We start from the raw sequence: 20,097 nt of genomic DNA, 5'->3' as shown, positions 1-20,097 counted from the left end.
CGCCCTGCCCGCCGTGCGTGGGGCTCGCCGCGCCCTGGCTCGGCCCGCCGGGCGTGGAGCCGGGCCCTTCCTGCGCGGGGGTGCCGGCGGCCGGGTCAGAGCTCGGCAGGGCCGGGGTCTTCTCGTCGGCGGGCTGGTCAGCCAGCCACAGGGCGGTCAGGGTGAAGCGGATCTCGTCGGCGCCGGGGCGGTCTGCGGGTGCCTCCTCCAGGCAGTGGTCGACCACCGCGCGGAAGTCGGCCGGCAGCGACTCGGGCAGCGTGGTCGGGCCGCTCAGCCGGGCCTCGTCCAGCTCCTCCCAGGTGTTGACGGGGTAGGGCGGGTCGCCGGTGACCATTTCGAACAGTAGGACGCCCAGGCCGTACACATCGGTGGCCGGTTCGGCCGGCATGCCGTCCAGGCGTTCCGGTGCGACGTAGGCCGGGGTGCCGAAGGTGGCGCCGGTGTCGTCGTCGTCCGGTTCACCGGCGGTGGCGCTGATGCCGAAGTCGAGGATCTTGACGCCGGTCGGGGTGAGCATGACGTTGCCGGGTTTGATGTCGCGGTGCACCACGCCGTTGTCGTGGGCGGCGGCCAGGGCGTCGGCCACGGCGGCGCCCACCCGGGCGGCCTCCGGCCAGGAGAACGTCTCCCGTTCGAGGCGGGCCGCGACCGTCTCGCCGGACAGCAGCTCCATCACCACGAACGGCGCGACCGAGCCGTCGTCCCGGACCGCCTCGCGGTAGTCGTGCACCGCGGCGATGTTGGGATGCGACAGCTTGGCCGCCATCCGGGCCTCGCGCCAGGCCACCTGTGGCCCGGTCGCCAGCTTGATCGCGACCGGGCGGCCGAGCAGCTCGTCGGTGGCCCGCCAGACCTGCGCCATGCCGCCGGTCTCGAGGAGGACGACGAGCCGGTAGCGGGTCGCCAGCAGGGTTCCCGCGGCGGGCCAGTCATCGCTCATCGTCGAACATTCGCTCGGTTCATCCCCGAGTGTCAACCTCGGAGGGAAAGCCTTTGCTCGAACTATCGGAGCGTGTCGTCAGCGCTACCAGTCGTGTCCGGCCGCGTCGATCCGTACCCAGTCGAGGTCGCCGCCGAAATAGTCGCACCCGACCTGGACCTGATCGCAGTTCGTCTTGCCGCCGATGGACAGTGGCCACGCGTTCGAGATCGTGCCGGTGGGGCCCATCTTCGCGGCGACCCGGACCCCGTCGATGTCGAGGGCGACGCCGGCCCGGAAGCGCGAGCAGATGATCGTGTGCCAGCTGCGGTCGTTGATCGGCCTCGGCCCGGTGACCAGAACCTGCCCGGCCGAGCCGCGGAACCAGCACTGCACCTTGCCGCCCGGGATCTGAATCTTGAAACTGCCCCCGGCGACGGTCGCCTGTCCCTTCTGGACGACGTTGCCGAACTGGTAGGGCGTCCGGATCCGCAGCGACACCGCGTAGTCGCGGTCGCCCGGGTCGAGCGCCGCGTAGTCGGGCACCGCGACCAGGTGCTGGGGGCGGGCCGGTGGGGTGTCCGGTTCGAGGCGGCCGAAGCCGTAGCCGTAGCCGTCGCCGAGCCGCCGGGCGGTGACCACCTCGCTGCCGATCGTGCCGTGCAGGCCGTTGCCGCTGCTGTCGTACATGTAGCGGGAACCGGCCGGTTCGTTCATCGACCAGTACGCCACCAGGTTGCTGTCGCCTCGCGCGGGGGAGCCGCCGACGGGGGCGGCCGCGATCGACGCGGCCAGCGTGACGATCCACATACGTCGTTTTCTCATGGCTCGTCCCCCGTCATTTTCTGATCAGACATACTGATACTAAGCACCCTTGGACTCTCATAGTGCCCGAAGTATCTGAACCGGATCATTTCTGGTCTTAGTCGTCGGTACCGCAAGGAGAGCGAGCGTCGCTCGGCGGTTGGAACCCGTTGGAACCGGGTGTCATCGGGTGACATGATGGCTCCGGCCGGTCAGAGGAGGGGGAACGACAGCCGATGGCTGAATTCGCGGCGACGATCTCCGAAGGGCCTGGACACATCCGGGTGGCGCTCGCGGGCGATTGCGATCTGGCGGTGCGCGACCAGCTCAGCGAGGCGCTGCTGGCGGCGGTGAGCCGTTGCGAGACGGTTGTCGTCGATCTGACCGCGGTGGATTTCCTCGACTCGAGCGGCCTGCACGGCCTCGTCGCGGCGCACCGGGCCGCGATCGCCCGCGGCGGCCGGCTGTTCGTCGAGAACCCGACCGGCTCGGTCGCCGCCGTGCTCGACCTGACCGGCGTCGGCGGGCTGCTGAGCCGCAACGGGCAGGGCCACGACCCGGCAGGCGGCGAGGACCGGTGACCGCACCCGCCGACCCGCCGGCCGCGGCGACCCGCCCGGCCGAGAAGGCGTACGACGAGCCGGGTGACCTTGCCCCGGTGCGCGAGTTCGTCCGCACCGAGTCCGCCGCCCTCGGCCTGCCCCGGCTGCGCGGCGACCTGCTGACGGTCGCGGTCAGCGAACTGGCCACCAACACCCTTCAGCACACCGGGGGTGGCGGCCGGGTCCTGATCTGGGCCGAGCCCGGCCGCGTCCTCTGCGAGATCCTCGATCACGGCACGCCGCCCTCGTTCGGCCGGGCGATGCCCGCGGCCGACCAGCCCCGAGGCCGTGGCCTGGCCATCGTCGAGCGCATCTGCGACGAGGTCAGCGTCTCGACCGGCCCCGAGGGCACCGCGATCTGCCTGACGATGCTGCTCTGACCGCTGCCGGTCAGGGCAGCACGCGGACCGCGACCGTGCAGGTGTCGTCGTCCGGGCTGGGCCGGTTCAGCCGGGCCGCCAGGGCCGGCAGGGCCTGTTCGCCGTGGTCGGTGGAGGCCGCGCCCAGGATGCTCATCACCTCGGGCAGCAGCGGCGGCCCGCCGGACGTGCGGCGTTCCACCAGCCCGTCGGTGTAGAGCAGCAGCAGGTCGCCGGCGGCCAGGCACGGCGTCAGCACCTGGTAGGTGGAGTCGTCGTCGGCGCCCAGCAGCAGGCCGGCCGGCAGGTCGAGCGGCATGGCGACGCCGCCGCGGGCCAGCAGCGGGGCGGCGTGACCGGCCCGGGCCCAGGTCAGGCCGCGGTTGGCCGGATCGAAGACGGCGATCACCGCGGTGCCGGTCACCCGCAGGCGGGTGCACAGGCTGTTCAGGTGGCGCATCAGCGTGGCCGGGTCGTCGATGCCGATGGCCAGCCAGGCGATCAGCGCGAACCGCAGGTGGGCCATGCTGTTCGCGGCCGCGAGCCCGTGCCCGGCCACGTCGCCGACGGCCAGTACGGCGCGGCCGTCGCCCAGCTCCTGGGCGTGGTACCAGTCGCCGCCCACCCGGATCGCCCGCTCGGCCGGCAGGTAACCGACCATCACCTGCAGACCGGGCAGCGGGAACGGGGCCTCCGGCACCGGCTGGATCATGTGCTGGAGCCGGGCCGCCAGGCGGTGCTCGGCCAGCGCGGTCACCTCGCGACTGCGCAGCTGGTCGCTGAGGCGCTCGATGGCCGTCCGGGACTGTTCGCGCGCCGTCACGTCCTGCACCACCGCATGGATCTTGATGGGGGTGCCGGTCGCGTCGCTCAGCACGTCCGACAGGATCCGCAGGTGCTTGACCGTCGCGCCGACCCGGAACCGCACGGTGACGTCGGAGACGCCGCCGACCTCCATCGTCTGCCAGGCCGCCTCGCCCAGACCGCGGTCGTCCGCCTGGATCGCCGCCGCCTGCTCGGCCCGGCTCATCGGGCCCGTCGCCGGATCGCGCTCGAAGATCCGGTAGACCCCGGGCGACCACTGGCTCTCCCCGGTGACCAGGTCGTACTCCGCCCAGCCCAGGTTGCCCAGTTGCTCGGTGCGCTCGATGCGGCGGCGGTCCTCGTCGAGGCGCTGCCACCAGACGAGCAGGCCGCCGAGCACCGGATGCACGCTCACGTCGAAGATTGAGCGCGACTCGAAACCGGCCTGCTCCTGTTCGTAGCGGAACTCCTCCATCTGCGCGGGCTCGCCGGTGTGCAGCACGTCGTGGTAAAGCCGCCACAGCGGGCCGTGCACGATGCCCGGATAGAGGTCGCTGAGCCGGGAGTCGACCCGGCCGGCACCGCGGCGGTAGATGTCGTGCCCGCTGCCGCTGGCCGCCGCCACCTCGAAATCGACGACCCGGCCGGAGGGATCGGTCACCGGGCGCAGCCAGGAGCAGCCCGCCGGGATCACGGACAGCACCTCGCGTATGACGGAGGTCACGGCGTCGTCTGCCACCATCTCAGGGTAGTGGCGCCCGGGCCTTGCGCCGCACCGCCGTTCCGGCTACGACGGACGGGTGATGCCGGTTGCCGATTCGGACCACGAATTCGAACCGGAAACACGGCCCGACCAGCATTTCCGGTAAAAGCCTTATCACGATCCGTCCAGTCTCGCGGAACGTCTGCTCAAGTTGGTAGCATCCCGGCCGAATCAAGCCAGTGCCCGTGCGATTAGGCCTCGTGGATCGGCTCGTACGTACGGAGGTCTTCCTTGTCCGACAACCGCATGAAGGATCGAGTAAAAGTGCTGCTGAATGGGACGTCCGCGGAAGGTCAGACCTCGGAGCAGGCGGTTGTCGCGCCCCCGCAGGCTCACCCCAACCAGGCCCTGCAGGTGCTGACGCTGGCGCAGCGCACCGCCGAGGAACACGTCGCGCGCGCTCACCACCAGGCCGACAAGATCCGTACGGACGCGCTGGCCGCCGCCGAGCAGATCGCCCGCGACGCGCAGGCGCACGCGCACAACGTCCGTCGTGAGGCCGAGAAGATCCTCACCGATGCGCGCGCCGCCGCCGAGCAGATCGCCCGTGACTCGCACGCCCGCACCGAGGAGGCCCGCCGCTCCGCCGAGAAGATCGTCGCGGACGCCCGGTCCGGCGCCGAGCAGATCAACGAGGACGCTCAGGCCAACGCCGATCACCTCAACCTCCAGGCCCGCCAGCGGTACGACGACGTCGTCGGCAGCCTCGGCACCAAGCGTGAGGCTCTCCAGCAGCAGATCGAGGCGCTCGAGCACTTCGACCGGGAGTACCGCCAGCGGCTGACCACGTTCATGCAGGGCCAGCTGCGCGCCCTCTGGGTCGACCAGCCCCAGGTCAACGCCGAGTTGCCGGAGCAGGCCCCGGCCGAGGCGCCGGTGTCGGCCGCGCCGCGGCACGGTGCCGAGGAGGGCGAGGAGTCGGTTCCGGCCCAGCGCCAGTCGGCCGAGGACGAGCACGAGGGCGAGCTCGAGGAAGAGCTCAGCGAGCGCTGAACGACCGGCCGGTCCGCCGCACTGGTTGGCCGGCCTTCACAAAACGGCCGTCACAAAGGCCTTCACACCGAAGCGATGGCCCGGGCGACCGCGGTGCGCGGGCTGGTCAGCACCGGGATCGGCAGGTCGGCGAGCAGCGCGGCGGCGGGGGAGAGGCTGGCCTGCGCCAGCACGATCACGTCGGCCCGCGGGGCGATGGCCCGCGCCTGATCGGCCACCTTCACGGCGTACGCGTGCAGGTCGCCTTTCTCGAAGAGTGACCAGGCGCCGGGCACCGGCGTCTCGATCAGGGTGACCACCCGCCCGGCCCGTTCGGCCGCCGCGTTCAGCAGGGCGGACGTCGGCGCGAGCGTGGAGTCGACGGTGGCCAGCACCGCGATCCGCGAGCCCGCCGCGACCGCCGCCTCGGCCATCGGCCGGTCCACCCGCAGCACCGGGACACCCAGATCGGCCGTCCGGGTCTCGGCGTAGGCGCCGAGCGAGGAGCAGGTGCAGACGATCAGGTCGGCGCCGCGGTCGGCCAGCTCGTGCAGCCGGGCGTCGACCCGCGCGGCCAGCTCGGCGGTGATGCCCGCCCGCCGGGCGTCGGCGAGCAGGCCGGGGTCGACGACGTGCAGGTCCGCCCAGCCCGGGGCGAGCTCGGCGCGCAGATCGTGGAAGACCGGCACGTGAACGTCGGCCGTGTGCAGGAAACCGATCGTGGTCACGGACGTGATGCTACGGCCGGTCGAGACATTGCTGCACGGCCGTCAGCAGCTGGTTCTTGGAGAACGGCTTCTCGACCAGGGTCACGTCCGGATCGAGGGTGCCCTGCGAGGCGAGTGCGGGGCGGGCGTAACCGGACATGAACAGCACGCCGGCGCCGGGGCACAGCGCGCGGAAGCGCTCGGCCAGGTCCTTGCCGAGCATGTGCGGCATCACCACGTCGGTGAGCAGTACGTCGATCCGGCCCGGATGCTCGGTCGCGAGGGCCAGCGCGGCCGGCCCGTCCGCGGCGATCAGCACCTCGTGCCCGGCACCGGAGAGGATGCGGTGCAGCACGTCGCGCAGCGCCGGCTCGTCCTCCACGGCCAGGATGGTGCCGCGGCGGGAGCCGGCCGGTGCGGCCTCGGGTTCGGCCGGTGCGGCGGGCTCGGCGTCGGTGGTCGGCATCAGGATGGTGAAGGTGGTGCCCAGCCCGGCCTCGGAGTAGATGCTCAGGTCGCCGCCGGCCGCCGCGATGATGCCGTAGACGGTGGCCAGTCCCAGGCCGGTGCCCTTGCCGGCCGGTTTGGTGGTGTAGAACGGCTCGAACGCCCGCTCGATCACCTCGGGCGGCATCCCGGTGCCGGTGTCGCTGAACCGCAGCCGCACGTAGTGGCCGGGGCGCAGGGCCGGCCGGCCCGCGGCGTACTCCAGGTCGACGGTGAGGTCGCAGGTCTCGATGGTGATGGTGCCGCCGCGGGGCATCGCGTCCCGGGCGTTCACCGCGAGGTTGACCAGCACCTGGTCGAGCTGGCCGGGGTCGGCGGTGATCGTCGGCAGGGCGGCGGCCAGGTTCAGGTCGAGCAGGATGTGCTCGCCGATGGAGCGCCGCAGCATCGCCTCGATGTCGATGACCACGTCGTTGAGGCTGAGCGGCCGGGGCCGCACCACCTCGCGCCGGGCGAAGGCGAGCAGCTGGTGGGTGAGGTCGGCGCCGCGCTGGGCGGCCTTGGCGATCTGGGCGGCGTCCCCGGCGATCTCCTCCAGTCCCTGGTCGGTGGCGGCCTCGGCGATGAACGTCGCGTAGTTGCTGATCACCGCGATGAGGTTGTTGAAGTCGTGGGCGACGCCGCCGGCCAGCTGACCGAGGCCCTCGAGGCGCTGGGCCCGCTGAAGTTGCGCCTCGGCTTGCAGCTGCTGGACCCGCTCGTTGGCGCGGATCCGTTCGGTGATGTCCCGGATCACCGCGCAGCGGATCCGGCCGTCGTCGGTGGGCAGGATGCTCACCGACACCTCGACCGGCACCGTGCTGCCGTCGGTCCGGTTGGCGTGCGACTCGACCTCGGCCGATCCCAGTTCCCGGGGCAGCGGCGGCGCCAGGAGCTTGTCGATCTCCTTGCCGAGCAGGCCGTGCCGGGTGAGGCCGAAGAGCGTCTCGGCCTGAGTGTTGGCCAGGACCACCCGGCCGTCGTCGCCGACCCCGACGAACGCGTCCGGCGCGGCCTCCACCAGTGCCTGGAAGCTGGACTCGTGCTGTTCCCGGGCGCTGACCGCGCGGGCGATGACGCTGTAGCCGACGAAATTCTCGCCGTCGCAGAGCGGCGACATGGTCAGGGTGACCTGCAGCCAGTGCCCGTCGCGGTGCCGGCGGCGGCTGCGGAACCGTTCGAGCCGGGCGCCCGACTCCATCAGCAGCAGCATCTCGCGCTGGTCGGCTTGCCGGTCGGGCGGGACGAGGATGTCGACGCTGTGCCCGACGATCTCGTCGGCGCGGTAGCCGAAGAGGGTTTCGGCGGCCGGGTTCCAGAACAGGACGGTGAAATCGCGGCCGACCGCGTAGATCGCGTCGTGCGCGGTACGGACCATCGCCCGCAGCAGTTCGTCCGGCTGAGGTCGCGGCATACCGTGCGTTTCCCCCATTACCGGACCTACCTTAACCATTCGACCCGCGCCGGGGATGCCGTTTCCCTACGCTCGCCACCATGGACGTCGAGGTGGACCCGCAACGGCCGAGCGGGGCCCGGGTCTACGACTACTACCTGGGCGGCAGCCATCACTTCGCGGCCGATCGGCAGGCCGCCGAGGTGGCACTGGCCGCCATGCCGGAACTGCCGGCCGTGCTGCGGGCCGGCCGGGCCTTCCTGCACCGGGTGGTCACCGCGGCCGCCGCCACCGGCCTCGATCAGTACCTCGACCTGGGCGCCGGCATCCCGGCCCCGGGCGACGTGCCGTCCTGTGTCCGGGAGCTGGTGCCGGGCGCCCGGATCGTCGCCGTCGACATCGACCCGGTCGCGGTCGTGCACACCCGCCGGGCCGGCGACTGCGCGGCCGTGCTGCTCGCCGACCTCACCGAGGCGGACGAGGTGCTCGGCGCCGAGGAGGTGCGCGGCACGCTCGATCTCAGCCGGCCCGTGTGCCTGCTCGTGGTCGCGGTCGCGCACTTCATCCCGGACACCGAGCGGCTCGGGCTGGCCCTCGACCGCTACCGGGAGGCCCTCGCGCCGGGCAGCTGGCTCGCGCTGTCGCACGCCTGTGCCGAGGAGGTGCCGCCGCCGCACGCCACCCAGGTGCTGCGCCTCTACAACCACACCACCTCGCCGATGATGCTGCGCGAGCGCGGCGAGTTCCGGGCGTTCTTCGGCGACTGGCCGCTGCTCGACCCGGGCGTCGTACCGGCCGTGGACTGGCGGCCCGGCCACGGCGCGGACATGCCGGGTGAGGTGGCCCGGCACTCGCTCATCGCCGGCGTCGCGATCAAGCCATAACCCGGAAATCACCACATCTTGTAGTTGTAGCGGCGCATGCTGAGCCAATGGCCGTAGTACTAGTCGCCGAGGACGACCAGGACATCGCGGTGATTCTCAGCCGGTTGCTCACCCGGGCCGGGCACACCGTGCTGCACGAACCGGACGGGCTGGCCGCCTTCGAGCACGCCGTCGCCGAACGTCCCGACGTCGTACTCACCGACCTGGGCATGCCCCGGATGGACGGCCTCGAACTCACCCGGGCGATCCGTCGGCACCCCGATCTGGCCGACATCCCGATCATCATGCTCAGCGGCCACCTGCATCCCGGTGACACCAAGCCGGTCGAGGCCGGGTGCTGCGCGGTGCTGCTCAAGCCCTGCCCCAACGACAAGCTGCGCGAGGTAGTGCAGGAGCTGGCCGATCGCGGGCCGCACACGCACACCGCCAACGGGAGCTGCCCGGCGCACCACCCGGTGAACGCCTGACCTACGGTTTGCGGGTGCTCTCTCCGACGCCCCGCACCCGCCACCGCCGCATGAAGGACAACGGCCGCACCGACCGGGCCTTCCTGACCGAGGTGCTGGCGGCCGGCCTGGTCGCGCACCTCGGCGTGGTGATCGACGGCCATCCGATGGTGGTGCCGACCGTCTACGGCTACGACGACCAGCGGATCTTCCTGCACGGCTCGGCCGCCAGCCGCAGCCTCACCGCCGGCGCGGAGGTCTGCGTGACCGTCACGGTGCTGGACGGGCTGATCCTGGCCCGCTCGGTGTTCGAGCACGGCATCAACTATCGCAGCGCCATGATCTACGGCGTTCCGGAGAAGATCAACGACCCCGACGATCTGCTGTACGGGCTTCGCCTGCTCACCGAACACGTGGCCCCCGGGCAGTGGGACTACACCCGCCGCCCCTCGAAGAAGGAACTCGCCGCCACCGCGCTGCTGGCGATCCCGCTCGCCGAGGCGTCGGTGAAGATCAGCGACGGGCCACCGGACGACGGCGACGGCCCGGACGCCGCGCTGGGGCTGTGGGCGGGCCGGCTGCCGGTCGTCGCCACCTGGGGCGCCCCGATCGCCGACCCGTTGCTGCCGCCCGGCATCGAGCCCCCGCCTCACATCTCCGCCCGAACCGGCCGCCCGATAACCGGATAACGCTCATCCGTGCCCCCTGCCGTCCGAATATCCGGACGTAAGCGAGCGCACACAGGGCGGGGTCTAGCGATGGTGAACGAGCAGGGGCGTCCGACGGTACTGCTGGTCGACGACGAGAACGAGATCCTCGAGGCGCTCGCGCTTCAGCTGCGCCGCGACCACAAGGTGCTCACCGCCGCCAGCGGCGACGACGCGCTGCGGGTGCTCGCCGACTCCGGGCCGGTCGCCGCGGTGATCAGCGACCTGCGGATGCCCGGCATGGACGGCGTCGAGCTGCTGCGCCGCGTCCAGCTCGAGTACCCGGACACCACCCGGGTGCTGCACACCGCGCAGAGCGACCTGAGCGCCGCGATCTCCGCGATCAACGACGGCGGCGTCTACCGCTACCTGGCCAAGCCGGTGAAGTCCGACGAGCTGCGCGCCACCGTGCAGGACGCGGTCGAGCTGCACGGCCGGTCCACCACCGAGCGGCACTTGCTCGACACCACCCTGAAGTCCAGCATCCAGGCCGTCTTCGGCTGCCTCGAACTGGCCAGCCCGGCCGCGTTCGCCCGGGCCGGCCGGATCCGCACCCGGGTCGCCGAACTGTGCGCCATGATGCAGCTCGAGGCGCTCTGGGAGATCGAGGTCGCCGCGATGGCCTCGCAGCTCGGCGCGGTCACCATCCCGCCAAGCGTGCTGGCCAAGCTCGACAAGGGCCTGCCCTGCACCGAGGAAGAGCAGCAGATGATCGACGCCATGCCCGGCGTCGCGGTGGAGCTGCTCAAGGGCATCCCGATGATGGAGGACGTCCTCGAGATCGTTCGCGGCCTGAGCCCCGGCCGGGTGAAGAACCCGACCAAGCCGCAGTCGCCGCTGATCGAGGCGGCCATCGACGTCATCCGCACCGCCATGGACTTCGAGACCCTCGAGAGCCGCGGCATGGAGCTGGAGAGCGCCATCACGGTGCTCGAGTGCCGCGACCACAGCGCCCTCAACGTGCTCAGCGCGCTGCGCGAGGTCAACGGCCTGGACAAGGTCGCCGAGAAGCAGGTGCGCGGCCTGAAGGTGGGCGAACTGGAGGTCGGCATGCGCGTCGCCGAGGACATCGCGGCCACCAACGGCCTCGTGCTGATCGGGCGCGGCATGGTCGTCACGTCGCTGCTGCTCGACCGCCTGGACAACTACGCGCGCATGATCGAGATCATCGAGCCGGTCCTGGCCATCCCCGGCGCCCTCAACCCGCTCGAAGTGGCCGACAACGACCTGAACGCCTAAGCCTTCTCCATCTCGCCGGCGAGGTCCTCGAGCAGGCCCAGCACCAGGGCCTGCTCGGCGGCCAGCCGCCCGATCGTCAGATCCGGGTCCGGGACCACACCGTCCCGGGCCGAGTCCTCGACCTCGCGAAAGATCGCCGCAAGCTGGTCGGCGCCGATGTTGGCGGCCGACCCTTTCATGCTGTGCGCGTGATCGCGTACGGCCCGATGGTCGCCGCCGCGCAGCAGCTCACCGAGCAGCTCGACGCCGCCCGGGGTCTTCGCCACGAACGACCGGAGCAGCCGGGCCATGAGCGCCCGCTCCCCGTCACCGGGATCGGGCCCGCCGATGTCGGCGAGCCGGGTCCGGATCTCCCCTTCCCGGGTGCTCTCCATCCGCCCATCCTCCGTCCGCCCTCGCCGGGCCGAGGCGAAATCCGCGGAGTGGCCCAAGTCCTGCGGAGTGGCCCAAGTCCTACAGTGACGGCCCATACAGCCGATGACAGGCGCATGACCCTCCGCCGGCCTTCGCCTCGACCGTACGTGCTGGCCACGGCCGGCATCGCAGGGCTCTCCGTGCTGTGGTACCTGGCCTACCGGGTCTTCGGACTCGGTCCCTCGGTGCCCTCCTACCTCGGATCGCCGCTCGCCTCCGCGACCGGCGCCGTGGCCATCCTGGCGCTGCTGCGCTGGGTGCCGCTGGAACCGGCCGCCCGGACGTTCTGGCGGCTGATCCTGGTGCTCGAGGCCACCGTCGCGATCGGCCGCGGCGTGCAGGCCGGATACGCCATCGCCGCCTACCCGGAGCCGCCGGAGACCCCGGGCTTCGCGTCCGCGTTCACGGCGGTCGGCCTGTTCGCGGCGATCGGTGCCATCTGCCTGGTCCCGCTCGGCCGGATCTCCCGGGCCGAGCGGCGCAAGCGGCTGCTGGACCGGCTCATCGCCTTCTACGGCTGCGCCACCCTGCTCTGGTTCGCCGCGCTGGGCCCGCTGGTCAACGCGGACGAGGCGTGGCCGCTGCGCACGAAGTTCATGGTGGGGCTGGCGCTGCTGATGAGCGCGCTGGGCATCAGCCGGGTCGCCTACGTGCCGGGCGGACCGGTGGACCGGGCCGCGGTGCGGCTGGTCGCCTGCAGCGGGCTCGCCACCGCCGCGTACGCCATGCTGGCCGCCCACTCCGGTCACCACGTCGCCGACCTCGGCCGGGCGGTGCTGCTCCCGTTCGGCCCGCTGCTGATCGTGCTGGCCGTGGCCCGGCAGTGGCGCTACTCCGGTGCTCAGACCAAGCGTGAGGCCTGGCTGCCCTACCTGGCCGTGGTGGCGGTCGACATCCCGCTGGTGATCACGGTGTTCGGGCCGATGGGCTGGCCCGGCCGGATCGTGGTGCTGCTCGCCGTCCTGGTCACGCTGCTCGCCTCGCTGCGGCATCTGATGGCCTACCGGGAGAACCAGCGCCTGATCGCCGCCCAGCTCGCGGCGCAGGAACAGCTGCGCTGGGACGCCACCCACGACGCGCTGACCCAGCTGGCCAACCGCGGCCTGTTCCGCGATCGGCTCGCCCTGGCCCTGGAGACCGGGCCGGCCACGGTCATGCTGGTCGACCTGGACGACTTCAAGACCGTCAACGACTCGCTCGGCCACGAGATCGGCGACGACCTGCTGGTCGCGGTGGCCGACGGGCTGCGCGCCGCGGTCGGCCCGGACGGCCTGGTGGCCCGGCAGGCCAGCGACGAGTTCGCGGTGCTGATCGACGACCCGGCGGTCGACACCGAGGACGTGGTCAGCCGGATCGGCGCGGTCTTCGGCGGTTCGCTCAGTGAGCACCGGCTGCTGATGCACGCCAGTGCCGGCAGCGCCACCGCACCGGCCGGCACGCCGCTGGACCACCTGATGCGCGACGCCGACACCGCCCTGTACGCCGCCAAGCAGCGGGGCAAGGCCAACTGGGTGCGGTTCAGCCCGGAGATGCAACGTCCCGTGGTGGCCGACGCCCAGCTCGGTGCCGAACTGCGCCGCGGGCTGGAGAACGGCGAGTTCCGGGTGGTCTACCAGCCGCTGGTCGACCTGCACCTGAACCGGGTCATCGGGGTCGAGGCCCTGGTCCGCTGGATGCACCCGACCCGCGGCGTGATCAGCCCGGCCGACTTCATCCCGGCCGCCGAGCGCACCGGACTGATCGTGCCGCTGGGCCGGTTCGTGCTGCGCGAGACCTGCCGGCAGGCGGCCGCCTGGCTGGCCGAGTTCGGCCCCGAGGTGCTGCAGAAGGCCGGCCCGAACGTGTCGGTGCGCCAGCTGCACGACCCGGACTTCGTCGACGACGTGCGGGCCGCCCTGGCCGACAGCGGCCTGCCCGGCTCGCTGCTGGTGCTGGAGCTGACCGAGTCGGCGGTGCTGCGCGGCCAGCAGGTGTCGCGCGCCCTGCACGAACTGCACGACATGGGCGTACGCCTGGCGCTGGACGACTTCGGCACCGGCGAGTCGTCGCTGAGCCTGCTGCGGGCCTTCCCGGCGTCGATCGTGAAGCTGGACAAGTCGTTCGTCGACGGCATCGAACTGGACGTCGACGGCACCCCGGAGGCCGCGGCCCGGCAGGCGGTGGCCCGCGCGGTGATCCAGATGGCCGGCGCGCTGGACCTGGACACGGTGGCCGAGGGCATCGAGAACGAGGAGCAGGCCGAGCGCCTGCGCCGGCTCGGCTACTCGCTTGGCCAGGGCTTCCACCTGGCCGAGCCGATGAGCCCGGACGAGGTCGCCGTGATGCTGGCCGGCCAGCGTCGCGCTCACGCAGCGTAACCGTGGAAAGTCCTACAGTGGCCGCCGAGATCGCCGAAGCAATCCAGGTGAACCGAGAATGCCGCGCTCCGAAGCTCCACCTGGTGGCGACGAGCGGGATCCTCGTCATCTGGACCGCGTGGTACCTCGCCTGGCTGGCCGGCGGGCCGGGACCGGACACCCTCGCGTACATCGCGATGCCGCTCGGCGCGGCGGTGGCCGCGCACAGCGTCTACCGGCTGATGCGATCGGTACGCCTGGACCCGGTGGCCCGTCGCTTCTGGCGTGGCCTGCTGATCGCGTTCGCCCTGGTCGCGGCCGGCTACACGGTGCTCGCGGTGGCCGCCTTCCAGCAACGCCCGGTGCTGCCGGACATGCCCCTCCCGGCCGCCGCCCTGGTCGCCTCGGCGTTCCTGGTCGCCGGTTGGTCGGTGGCCCGGGTTCCGCTCGGTATCGGCGGCGGCAGCCAGCGCTGGAAGCAGTGGCTGGACCGGTCGATCGCGTTCTTCGGCTGCAGCACCCTGCTGTTCCATTTCGGGCTGGCCCCGATGATCGGCTCGTCGGCCGGTTGGAGCGCCCAGATGCTGGTGCTGCTGGGCATGTCGTTCGTGCTCGCGGTCGGCGGCATCACCAAGGTGTCGTACATCGGCGGCGGCCCGGTCGACCGGGTCGCGATCCGGCTCATCGGTTCCTGCGGCATGGTCGGCGCGGGCATCGCGCTGGTGTCGGTGGCCGGCGGCGCCGACAGCGTCATCCCGACCCAGGCCGTGGTGATGCCGTTCGCCCCGCTGCTCGCCACGATCGCGGTGCGCCGCCAGTGGACCTCCACCGGCACCAAGCCCCGCCGGGCCAACACCTGGCTGCCCTACCTCGCCATCGCCGCGGTCGACGTCCCGTTGCTGAGCCTGCTGTGGCAGCACGAGCTCGGCTGGGCGGGCCGCCTGGTCATCACGGCGGCCGTGCTGGTCAACGGCCTGGTCGCGGTGCGCCAGCTGGTCGCGACCCGGGAGAACCACCGCCTGCTGCGGGAGAAGCGCGCCTCCGAGGAGCGGCTGCGCCACGAGGTCACCCACGACGGCCTGACCGGCCTGGGCAACCGCGGCCTGTTCCGGGAGCGGCTCGGCGCGGCCCTGGACCGCGGAGCGGCCACCGTGCTGCTGGTCGACCTGGACGACTTCAAGACCGTCAACGACTCGCTCGGCCACGAGATCGGCGACCACCTGCTGATCGCGGTGGCCGAGGCGCTGCGCGTCGCCACCGGCGCGGACGGCCTGCCGGTGCGGCTCGGCGGCGACGAGTTCGCGGTGCTGCTCGAGGGCGACGTGATCGGCGAGCCGGTCGCCGAGCGGATCCTCGAGTCGTTCGGCGGCCCGATGAGCACCCACCACCTGCTGGTCAACGCCAGCATCGGGATCGCCACGGCCAACGCCGGCACACCGCTCGACCACGTGCTGCGCGACGCCGACGTGGCCATGTACGCGGCCAAGCAGCGCGGCAAGGCCAACTACGTGCGCTACCACGGCGGCATGGAACAGCCGGTCTTCGCGCACGCCCAGCTCGGCGGCGAACTGCGCCGGGCCCTGGACGCCGAGGAGTTCCGGCTCGTCTACCAGCCGATCGTCGAACTGGCCACCGGCCGGGTGATCGGGGTGGAGTCGCTGGTCCGCTGGCAGCACCCGACCCGCGGGCTGGTCTCGCCGGCCGAGTTCATCCCGGCCGCCGAGGGCACCGGGCTGATCGTGCCGCTGGGCCGGTTCGTCATCCGCGAGGCGTGCCGGCAGGCCGCCGCGTGGCTGGCCGAGTTCGGTCCGGACGCGCTGCAGAAGATCGCCCCGAACGTGTCGGTGCGCCAGCTGCACGACCCGGACTTCCTGGGTGACGTGCGGCAGATCCTGGCCGACACCGGGCTGCCGGCCGACCGCATCGTGCTGGAGCTGACCGAGTCGGCGGTGCTGCGCGGGCCGCAGGTGCTGCAGACCCTGCACCAGCTGCACGCCATGGGCATACGCCTGGCACTGGACGACTTCGGCACCGGCGAGTCGTCGCTGTCGTTGCTGCGCGCGTTCCCCGCCTCGATCGTGAAGCTGGACAAGTCGTTCGTCGACGGCATCGAGCTGGACGAGGACGGCACCCCGGAGGCGACCGCTCGCCAGGCGGTGGCCCGCGCGGTGATCCAGATGGCCGGTGCGCTCGGCCTGGACACCGTGGCCGAGGGCATCGAGAACCAGGTGCAGGCGGACCGGCTGATCGGCCTCGGCTACACCCTCGGCCAGGGTTACCACCTGGCCCGGCCGATGCCGGCCGACGACCTCACCCGCCTGCTGGCCGTCCAGCGGGAAAAGGCCACCGCATAGGGTACGGCGGTGGACGAGGCCCGATCTCTCGAGCTGTGGCTGGCCGGCGTGCATTTCGCCGACCTGACCGAGGCCCAGGCGACGACCCGGTTGATCGACGCGGTCACCGCATGGGGTGAATCGCAGGGCTGGCGGGTCTATCGGCGGGCGCCCAGCGTCTTCCCGCTGCCGGCCCCGCTCAAGGGCCACTCGGTGCTCGACGTCGCGTGCGCGCGGTCCGGTGCCCAGCCGATCGCCGTCGAGGTGGACCGCCTCGACCGGCAGCGCACGGTCGACAAGCTGCTGGCCGAGGCGGCGGCCGGCCGGCTGGCCATCTGGGTGCGCTGGGGCGCCGGCCCGTTCCGCCCGCCGCCGCTGCCGGTCCATCTGGTCACCCGGGAGGCAGCCCGCACCCGGGGCCTCTGGCACACCGTCACCGACCGGCCGGCGCCGCAGCACTCGGCCCCGGCCGAGGCCGCCGAGGCCGGTGAACTGCCGATCGGCAGCGTGACGCAGGACAACAGCAACCGGCCTAATACCGAGCAATCCCCGGACGATTAGATAGCCGCACAACAAACTGGGAGGAGCAGCGATCGTGTTTCCGGGAATGGCGATGGCCGCGCAGTCCGCTCAGTACCGGGGACACACCACCGAGTGGTGGGCGCAGTTCCAGGAGGTCTCGGAGCGGTTCGACGCCGCTTCGGTCACCGAGGGACTGGCCGACGTGATCATCCCCAAGATCCCGTCGCCGTTGTTGCGCCGGGAGGCCGAGATCGCGGCCGAGGTGGTGGTCCTGCACCTCAACAAGCCGCTCAGCGAGGAACTCAAGGCGCGCGCGATGCGGGCGATCCATCGCCTGGTCGCGACGGTGGAACGGCTGACCGAGCGGGCCACCGGCGACGAGACCGGCACCGAGGCGGCGTACGCCCTGTGCCACGCGCTGGACGGCCGCTGGGCCGAAGCGGCCGCCGAGGCCGAGCCGCTGGTCGGCACCCAGGTCCTGCTCAAGGCGTTCGTGAAGGCGCTGCGCCTGGAGCGGTTCGACAACGGCCTCGCGGTGCGGCTGCTGCGGGCCGGGCAGAGCCCGCAGACCGCGGTGCAGGCCGGCCTGGTGGTCGGCAAGTACTCGTGGTGGCCGACCTGGCTCCTGAAGATCGTCACCGAGCGCGCGCTGGCCGGGACGCTCGACGAGGCGACCATCACGGCACTGGACCAGTGCGCGTACGCCGAGCTCAGCCCGGCGCAGGCGCGAATGGCGCGCCGCCTGCTCAACGGCGACGAGACGCTGGTCGACGGGGCCGCCTTGCGGCTGGAGACGATGGGCGAGCCGGAGGCGGCGGCGAAACTGCGCGAGGGCGACCTGACGGCGGTCGCCCTCGCGGCTAGGTTGATCCCACTGTGAGCGCGAGGAGTGAGCCGGTTTTGCGAGCCCCGCAGTCGCGAACGAAAGGCGGCTCTGTGATGCTTACGCGCCGCCCTCGGTGAGGGTGACGGTGGTCGGTGCGAAGGACGCGCCGTTGACGTCCACGCCGGCCCCCTTGGCCGCGGTGATCGCCTGGTTGATGTAGTCGTTGGTGTAGGCGAGACCCTCCGGGGCCTTCTTCAGCACGGTGTCACCGGTCTGGTTCTTGGTGGTCATCGAGATGTCCACGGTCTGCTTCCAGTCCGCCTCGTCGATGACGCCGATCCCGGCGGTGGCCGGCCAGACCAGCTTGTTGACCTCGTTCATCTGCCACAGCTGGTGGCTCTTGCCGAGCTTGGAGCCCTTGGCGACGACCATGTCGCGGCACTTCTCGGCGTTGTCCCGGCAGAACGCCCAGCCCTTGATCGTGGCGGTCAGGAACTTCACGGTCTGCTGCTGATAGGCCGGATCGTTGAGCTTCTCAGTGTTCGCCCATACCGCGTCCTGCAGCATGTCCGAGCCTTCGGTCTTCCAGTCGATGATCGAGAAGTCGTCGGCGGTGTACAGCTTGCCGGTCGCCGGGTTCTTGGCCTCGAGCAGCTGGGCGTACTCGTTGTAGCTCATCGCCTGGGCCGCGTCGATCTCCTTCTTGAGCAGCGCCTGCATGTCGAACTGCTGCTGCACCAGGGTGACGTCCTTGCCCGGGTCGAGCCCGGCCTTGGTCATCCCGGCGAACAGCTCGAACTCGTTGCCGAAGCCCCAGTTGCCGACCTTCTTGCCCTTGAGGTCGGCCGCCTTGGTGATCCCGCTGTCCTTCCAGGCGACCTGGTAGGTGCCGGACCGGCCGAAGATCTGCCCGACGTCGGTGATCCCGGCGCCCTGCTCCCGGGAGGCGAGTGCCTTCGGCACCCAGGCCACCGCGTAGTCGGCCTTGCCCTGGGCCAGCACGGTCTGCGGCACGATGTCGGTGCCGCCCTCGAGCAGCTGCACGTCGAGGCCCTGCTCCTTGTAGAACCCCTGGTCGACGGCGGCGATGTAGCCGGCGAACTGGGCCTGGAAGAACCACTGCAACTGCAGCTTGATCGGGGTGAGCGCCCCGCCGCTGGCGCCCGCGGTGGGCGTGGCTTCCTCGTCGGCCGTGCCGCAGCCGGCGAGCATCAGGGCAGAAGTAGCAGCAATAGCGGTAAATATCCGGAATTTGCGCATCAAACGCTCTCCTTGATCAACGGGGGAAATCTCAGGCGATCAACCGTGTACGCCACGGCATGGCGAGCCGCTCCAGCAGGAGCGTGGTCAGGTAGAAGGCGAGTCCGAGCAGGCAGGCGCCGACCACGAAGGCCCAGGCACGGGGGTAAGCGGTGAACGACGCCGCGGAGGTGATCCGCGAGCCGAGCCCGTTCTGCAGTCCACCGAAGTACTCGGCGACGACCGCGGCGATCACGGCCAGCGACGACGCCTGCCGCAGGCCGGTGAAGACATAGGGGAGTGCGCCGGGCAGCCGGACCTTACGGGCGAAGGTCCAGCCGCTCGCGGCGTACGTGTGCATGAGTTCCTGGTGGATCGGGTCGACCTCGCGAAGCCCGCGCAGCGTGTTGAGGAAGACCGGGAAGAACACGATGATCGCGGCGACCAGGCGGCGGGGGATGCTGCTGGTGGCCTCGAACATGTTGTTGAGGATCGGCGCGAGCGCGATGATCGGCAGCGCGCTGACGAACGCCGCGAACGGGATGGACACCTCGGCGAGCGGCCGGAACCGGCTGGCCGCCATCGCCGCGAGCACCCCCAGGATCGCGCCGGCGACCAGCCCGATCAGCGCGTTCTCGCCGCTGGCCAGGGCCGCCTCCCACACGTTCTGCTTCTGCTCGACGAGCTCGGCCCAGATCGCGCTGGGGGCCGGCAGGATGAACGGCGCGATCCGGCCGAGGGTCACGGTCAACTGCCAGGCCGCGATCGCGGCTACGCCGACGACCAGCGGCGGGAGGACGCCGCGCAGGAACTTCATGTCGCGCTCTTCGCGGGTACGCCACGCAGGGCCTGCCGTACGGCGGTGACGTGCTCGAAGTACTTCTCGGACTGCCGGGCCGCCTCGTCGCGGGCGGGCAGGTCGACGTCGATCGAGGCGGTGATCCGGCCGGGCCGGGCCGACATCACGACCACCTTGGTCGACAGGAAGACGGCCTCGGAGATCGAGTGGGTGACGAAGACGGTGCTGGTGCCGGTCTTCGCGCAGATGCCGAGCAGCTCGGTCTGCAGCCGTTCCCGGGTCATCTCGTCGAGCGCGCCGAACGGCTCGTCCATCAGCAGCAGAGGCGGCTGCACGGCGAGCGCCCGGGCGATCGCGACCCGCTGCTGCATGCCACCGGAGAGCTGGGCCGGGTAATGCCCGGCGAAGTCGGCCAGCCCGACCAGGGCGAGCATCTCCTCGGCCTTGGCCTTCCGTTCGGCCTTCTTCAGCCCCCGCAGCTCCAGGGGGAGCTCGACGTTGCGCAGCACGGTCCGCCACTCGAACAGCCCGGCCTGCTGG

Annotated in this window: 20 protein-coding genes; 11 read left to right on the top strand and 9 right to left on the bottom strand. The window is 71.6% G+C overall.

Going from position 1 to position 20,097, the window contains the following annotated elements:
* Together Ato02nite_RS39325 and Ato02nite_RS39320 are read right to left on the bottom strand one after the other, a co-directional pair.
* Nucleotides 1–943: serine/threonine-protein kinase (locus tag Ato02nite_RS39325; RefSeq protein WP_213011785.1), on the bottom strand; the 943-nt coding region annotated here is incomplete at its 3' end.
* Between the two features lie 84 nt (nt 944–1,027).
* Entirely contained in the window at nt 1,028–1,747 is a 720-nt protein-coding gene (locus tag Ato02nite_RS39320; protein WP_213011784.1) for a LamG-like jellyroll fold domain-containing protein, read from the bottom strand.
* Between the two features lie 215 nt (nt 1,748–1,962).
* On the opposite strand from Ato02nite_RS39320, the gene Ato02nite_RS39315 reads away from it, so the two are divergent.
* Both Ato02nite_RS39315 and Ato02nite_RS39310 read left to right on the top strand, forming a co-directional pair.
* The gene (locus Ato02nite_RS39315; RefSeq protein WP_213011783.1) at nt 1,963–2,307 is read left to right on the top strand and encodes an STAS domain-containing protein; all 345 of its coding nucleotides are present in this window, start codon (nt 1,963–1,965) and stop codon (nt 2,305–2,307) included.
* A complete protein-coding gene (locus Ato02nite_RS39310) occupies nt 2,304–2,708 on the top strand; it encodes an ATP-binding protein (RefSeq protein WP_213011782.1) in 405 nt (134 codons plus the stop codon). The genes Ato02nite_RS39315 and Ato02nite_RS39310 overlap by 4 nt, the downstream gene beginning before the upstream one ends.
* Nucleotides 2,709–2,718: 10 nt before the next feature.
* Here the strand turns inward: Ato02nite_RS39310 and Ato02nite_RS39305 are convergent, their stop codons facing one another.
* Complete coding sequence (locus Ato02nite_RS39305; RefSeq protein WP_438873105.1) at nt 2,719–4,233, bottom strand: PP2C family protein-serine/threonine phosphatase; 1,515 nt, start codon at nt 4,231–4,233, stop codon at nt 2,719–2,721.
* A gap of 285 nt (nt 4,234–4,518) precedes the next feature.
* Here Ato02nite_RS39305 and Ato02nite_RS39300 point away from each other — a divergent pair, with 285 nt between their 5' ends.
* Entirely contained in the window at nt 4,519–5,247 is a 729-nt protein-coding gene (locus tag Ato02nite_RS39300) for a hypothetical protein (protein ID WP_213011780.1), read from the top strand.
* 62 nt (nt 5,248–5,309) lie between these two features.
* Here Ato02nite_RS39300 and Ato02nite_RS39295 read toward each other — a convergent pair whose 3' ends face one another.
* Both Ato02nite_RS39295 and Ato02nite_RS39290 read right to left on the bottom strand, forming a co-directional pair.
* Nucleotides 5,310–5,954, bottom strand: coding sequence for an aspartate/glutamate racemase family protein (locus Ato02nite_RS39295; RefSeq protein ID WP_213011779.1), 645 nt, complete (start codon nt 5,952–5,954; stop codon nt 5,310–5,312).
* Between the two features lie 10 nt (nt 5,955–5,964).
* Complete coding sequence (locus Ato02nite_RS39290) at nt 5,965–7,833, bottom strand: PAS domain-containing hybrid sensor histidine kinase/response regulator (protein ID WP_246607963.1); 1,869 nt, start codon at nt 7,831–7,833, stop codon at nt 5,965–5,967.
* A gap of 80 nt (nt 7,834–7,913) precedes the next feature.
* Here Ato02nite_RS39290 and Ato02nite_RS39285 point away from each other — a divergent pair, with 80 nt between their 5' ends.
* The 4 genes from Ato02nite_RS39285 (at nt 7,914) to Ato02nite_RS39270 (ending at nt 11,088) form a co-directional block, all read left to right on the top strand.
* Entirely contained in the window at nt 7,914–8,696 is a 783-nt protein-coding gene (locus Ato02nite_RS39285) for an SAM-dependent methyltransferase (protein ID WP_213011777.1), read from the top strand.
* A gap of 47 nt (nt 8,697–8,743) precedes the next feature.
* Nucleotides 8,744–9,163 carry a response regulator gene (locus Ato02nite_RS39280; RefSeq protein WP_213011776.1) on the top strand — a complete coding sequence of 140 codons (420 nt, stop codon included), beginning with the start codon at nt 8,744–8,746 and terminating at the stop codon, nt 9,161–9,163.
* Between the two features lie 50 nt (nt 9,164–9,213).
* Nucleotides 9,214–9,831: a pyridoxamine 5'-phosphate oxidase family protein gene (locus Ato02nite_RS39275; protein WP_213011789.1), complete on the top strand. Its 618-nt coding sequence runs from the start codon at nt 9,214–9,216 to the stop codon at nt 9,829–9,831.
* A 69-nt stretch (nt 9,832–9,900) separates the two neighbouring features.
* A complete protein-coding gene (locus Ato02nite_RS39270; protein ID WP_213011775.1) occupies nt 9,901–11,088 on the top strand; it encodes a response regulator in 1,188 nt (395 codons plus the stop codon).
* Here Ato02nite_RS39270 and Ato02nite_RS39265 read toward each other — a convergent pair.
* Nucleotides 11,085–11,462, bottom strand: a complete 378-nt coding sequence (locus tag Ato02nite_RS39265; RefSeq protein ID WP_213011774.1) for an Hpt domain-containing protein — start codon at nt 11,460–11,462, stop codon at nt 11,085–11,087. The two genes, Ato02nite_RS39270 and Ato02nite_RS39265, sit on opposite strands and share 4 nt — an antisense overlap.
* 114 nt (nt 11,463–11,576) lie before the next feature.
* On the opposite strand from Ato02nite_RS39265, the gene Ato02nite_RS39260 reads away from it, so the two are divergent.
* From Ato02nite_RS39260 to Ato02nite_RS39245, 4 genes are all read left to right on the top strand, one after another.
* Nucleotides 11,577–13,859, top strand: a complete 2,283-nt coding sequence (locus Ato02nite_RS39260; protein WP_246607961.1) for a putative bifunctional diguanylate cyclase/phosphodiesterase — start codon at nt 11,577–11,579, stop codon at nt 13,857–13,859.
* An 83-nt stretch (nt 13,860–13,942) separates the two neighbouring features.
* Nucleotides 13,943–16,192: a putative bifunctional diguanylate cyclase/phosphodiesterase gene (locus tag Ato02nite_RS39255; RefSeq protein WP_246607960.1), complete on the top strand. Its 2,250-nt coding sequence runs from the start codon at nt 13,943–13,945 to the stop codon at nt 16,190–16,192.
* Between the two features lie 9 nt (nt 16,193–16,201).
* Nucleotides 16,202–16,732, top strand: coding sequence for a hypothetical protein (locus tag Ato02nite_RS39250; RefSeq protein ID WP_213011773.1), 531 nt, complete (start codon nt 16,202–16,204; stop codon nt 16,730–16,732).
* Nucleotides 16,733–16,766: 34 nt separating this feature from the next.
* Nucleotides 16,767–17,573, top strand: a complete 807-nt coding sequence (locus Ato02nite_RS39245) for a hypothetical protein (protein WP_246607959.1) — start codon at nt 16,767–16,769, stop codon at nt 17,571–17,573.
* A gap of 63 nt (nt 17,574–17,636) precedes the next feature.
* Here the strand turns inward: Ato02nite_RS39245 and Ato02nite_RS39240 are convergent, their stop codons facing one another.
* From Ato02nite_RS39240 to Ato02nite_RS39230, 3 genes are all read right to left on the bottom strand, one after another.
* Complete coding sequence (locus Ato02nite_RS39240; RefSeq protein WP_213011772.1) at nt 17,637–18,779, bottom strand: ABC transporter substrate-binding protein; 1,143 nt, start codon at nt 18,777–18,779, stop codon at nt 17,637–17,639.
* Between the two features lie 31 nt (nt 18,780–18,810).
* Nucleotides 18,811–19,575, bottom strand: coding sequence for an ABC transporter permease (locus Ato02nite_RS39235; protein WP_213011771.1), 765 nt, complete (start codon nt 19,573–19,575; stop codon nt 18,811–18,813).
* A partial coding sequence (locus Ato02nite_RS39230) for an ABC transporter ATP-binding protein (protein WP_213011770.1) occupies nt 19,572–20,097 on the bottom strand: 526 nt, incomplete at its 5' end. The genes Ato02nite_RS39230 and Ato02nite_RS39235, both read right to left, overlap by 4 nt.

Source organism: Paractinoplanes toevensis (assembly GCF_018332695.1).
Lineage (GTDB): Bacteria > Actinomycetota > Actinomycetes > Mycobacteriales > Micromonosporaceae > Actinoplanes > Actinoplanes toevensis.
The sequence above is the reverse complement of the archived record's forward strand: the minus strand, read 5'-3'. Positions and strand labels throughout refer to the sequence as shown.

Excerpts from the sequence above, each read along its gene's own strand:
- Ato02nite_RS39320 (WP_213011784.1), bottom strand. The coding sequence starts at position 1,747 with ATGAGAAAACGACGTATGTGGATCGTCACGCTGGCCGCGTCGATCGCG.
- Ato02nite_RS39275 (WP_213011789.1), top strand. The coding sequence starts at position 9,214 with ATGAAGGACAACGGCCGCACCGACCGGGCCTTCCTGACCGAGGTGCTG.
- Ato02nite_RS39235 (WP_213011771.1), bottom strand. The coding sequence starts at position 19,575 with ATGAAGTTCCTGCGCGGCGTCCTCCCGCCGCTGGTCGTCGGCGTAGCC.
- Ato02nite_RS39240 (WP_213011772.1), bottom strand. The coding sequence starts at position 18,779 with ATGCGCAAATTCCGGATATTTACCGCTATTGCTGCTACTTCTGCCCTG.
- Ato02nite_RS39285 (WP_213011777.1), top strand. The coding sequence starts at position 7,914 with ATGGACGTCGAGGTGGACCCGCAACGGCCGAGCGGGGCCCGGGTCTAC.
- Ato02nite_RS39315 (WP_213011783.1), top strand. The coding sequence starts at position 1,963 with ATGGCTGAATTCGCGGCGACGATCTCCGAAGGGCCTGGACACATCCGG.
- Ato02nite_RS39305 (WP_438873105.1), bottom strand. The coding sequence starts at position 4,233 with ATGGTGGCAGACGACGCCGTGACCTCCGTCATACGCGAGGTGCTGTCC.
- Ato02nite_RS39270 (WP_213011775.1), top strand. The coding sequence starts at position 9,901 with ATGGTGAACGAGCAGGGGCGTCCGACGGTACTGCTGGTCGACGACGAG.
- Ato02nite_RS39260 (WP_246607961.1), top strand. The coding sequence starts at position 11,577 with ATGACCCTCCGCCGGCCTTCGCCTCGACCGTACGTGCTGGCCACGGCC.
- Ato02nite_RS39265 (WP_213011774.1), bottom strand. The coding sequence starts at position 11,462 with ATGGAGAGCACCCGGGAAGGGGAGATCCGGACCCGGCTCGCCGACATC.
- Ato02nite_RS39290 (WP_246607963.1), bottom strand. The coding sequence starts at position 7,833 with ATGCCGCGACCTCAGCCGGACGAACTGCTGCGGGCGATGGTCCGTACC.
- Ato02nite_RS39280 (WP_213011776.1), top strand. The coding sequence starts at position 8,744 with ATGGCCGTAGTACTAGTCGCCGAGGACGACCAGGACATCGCGGTGATT.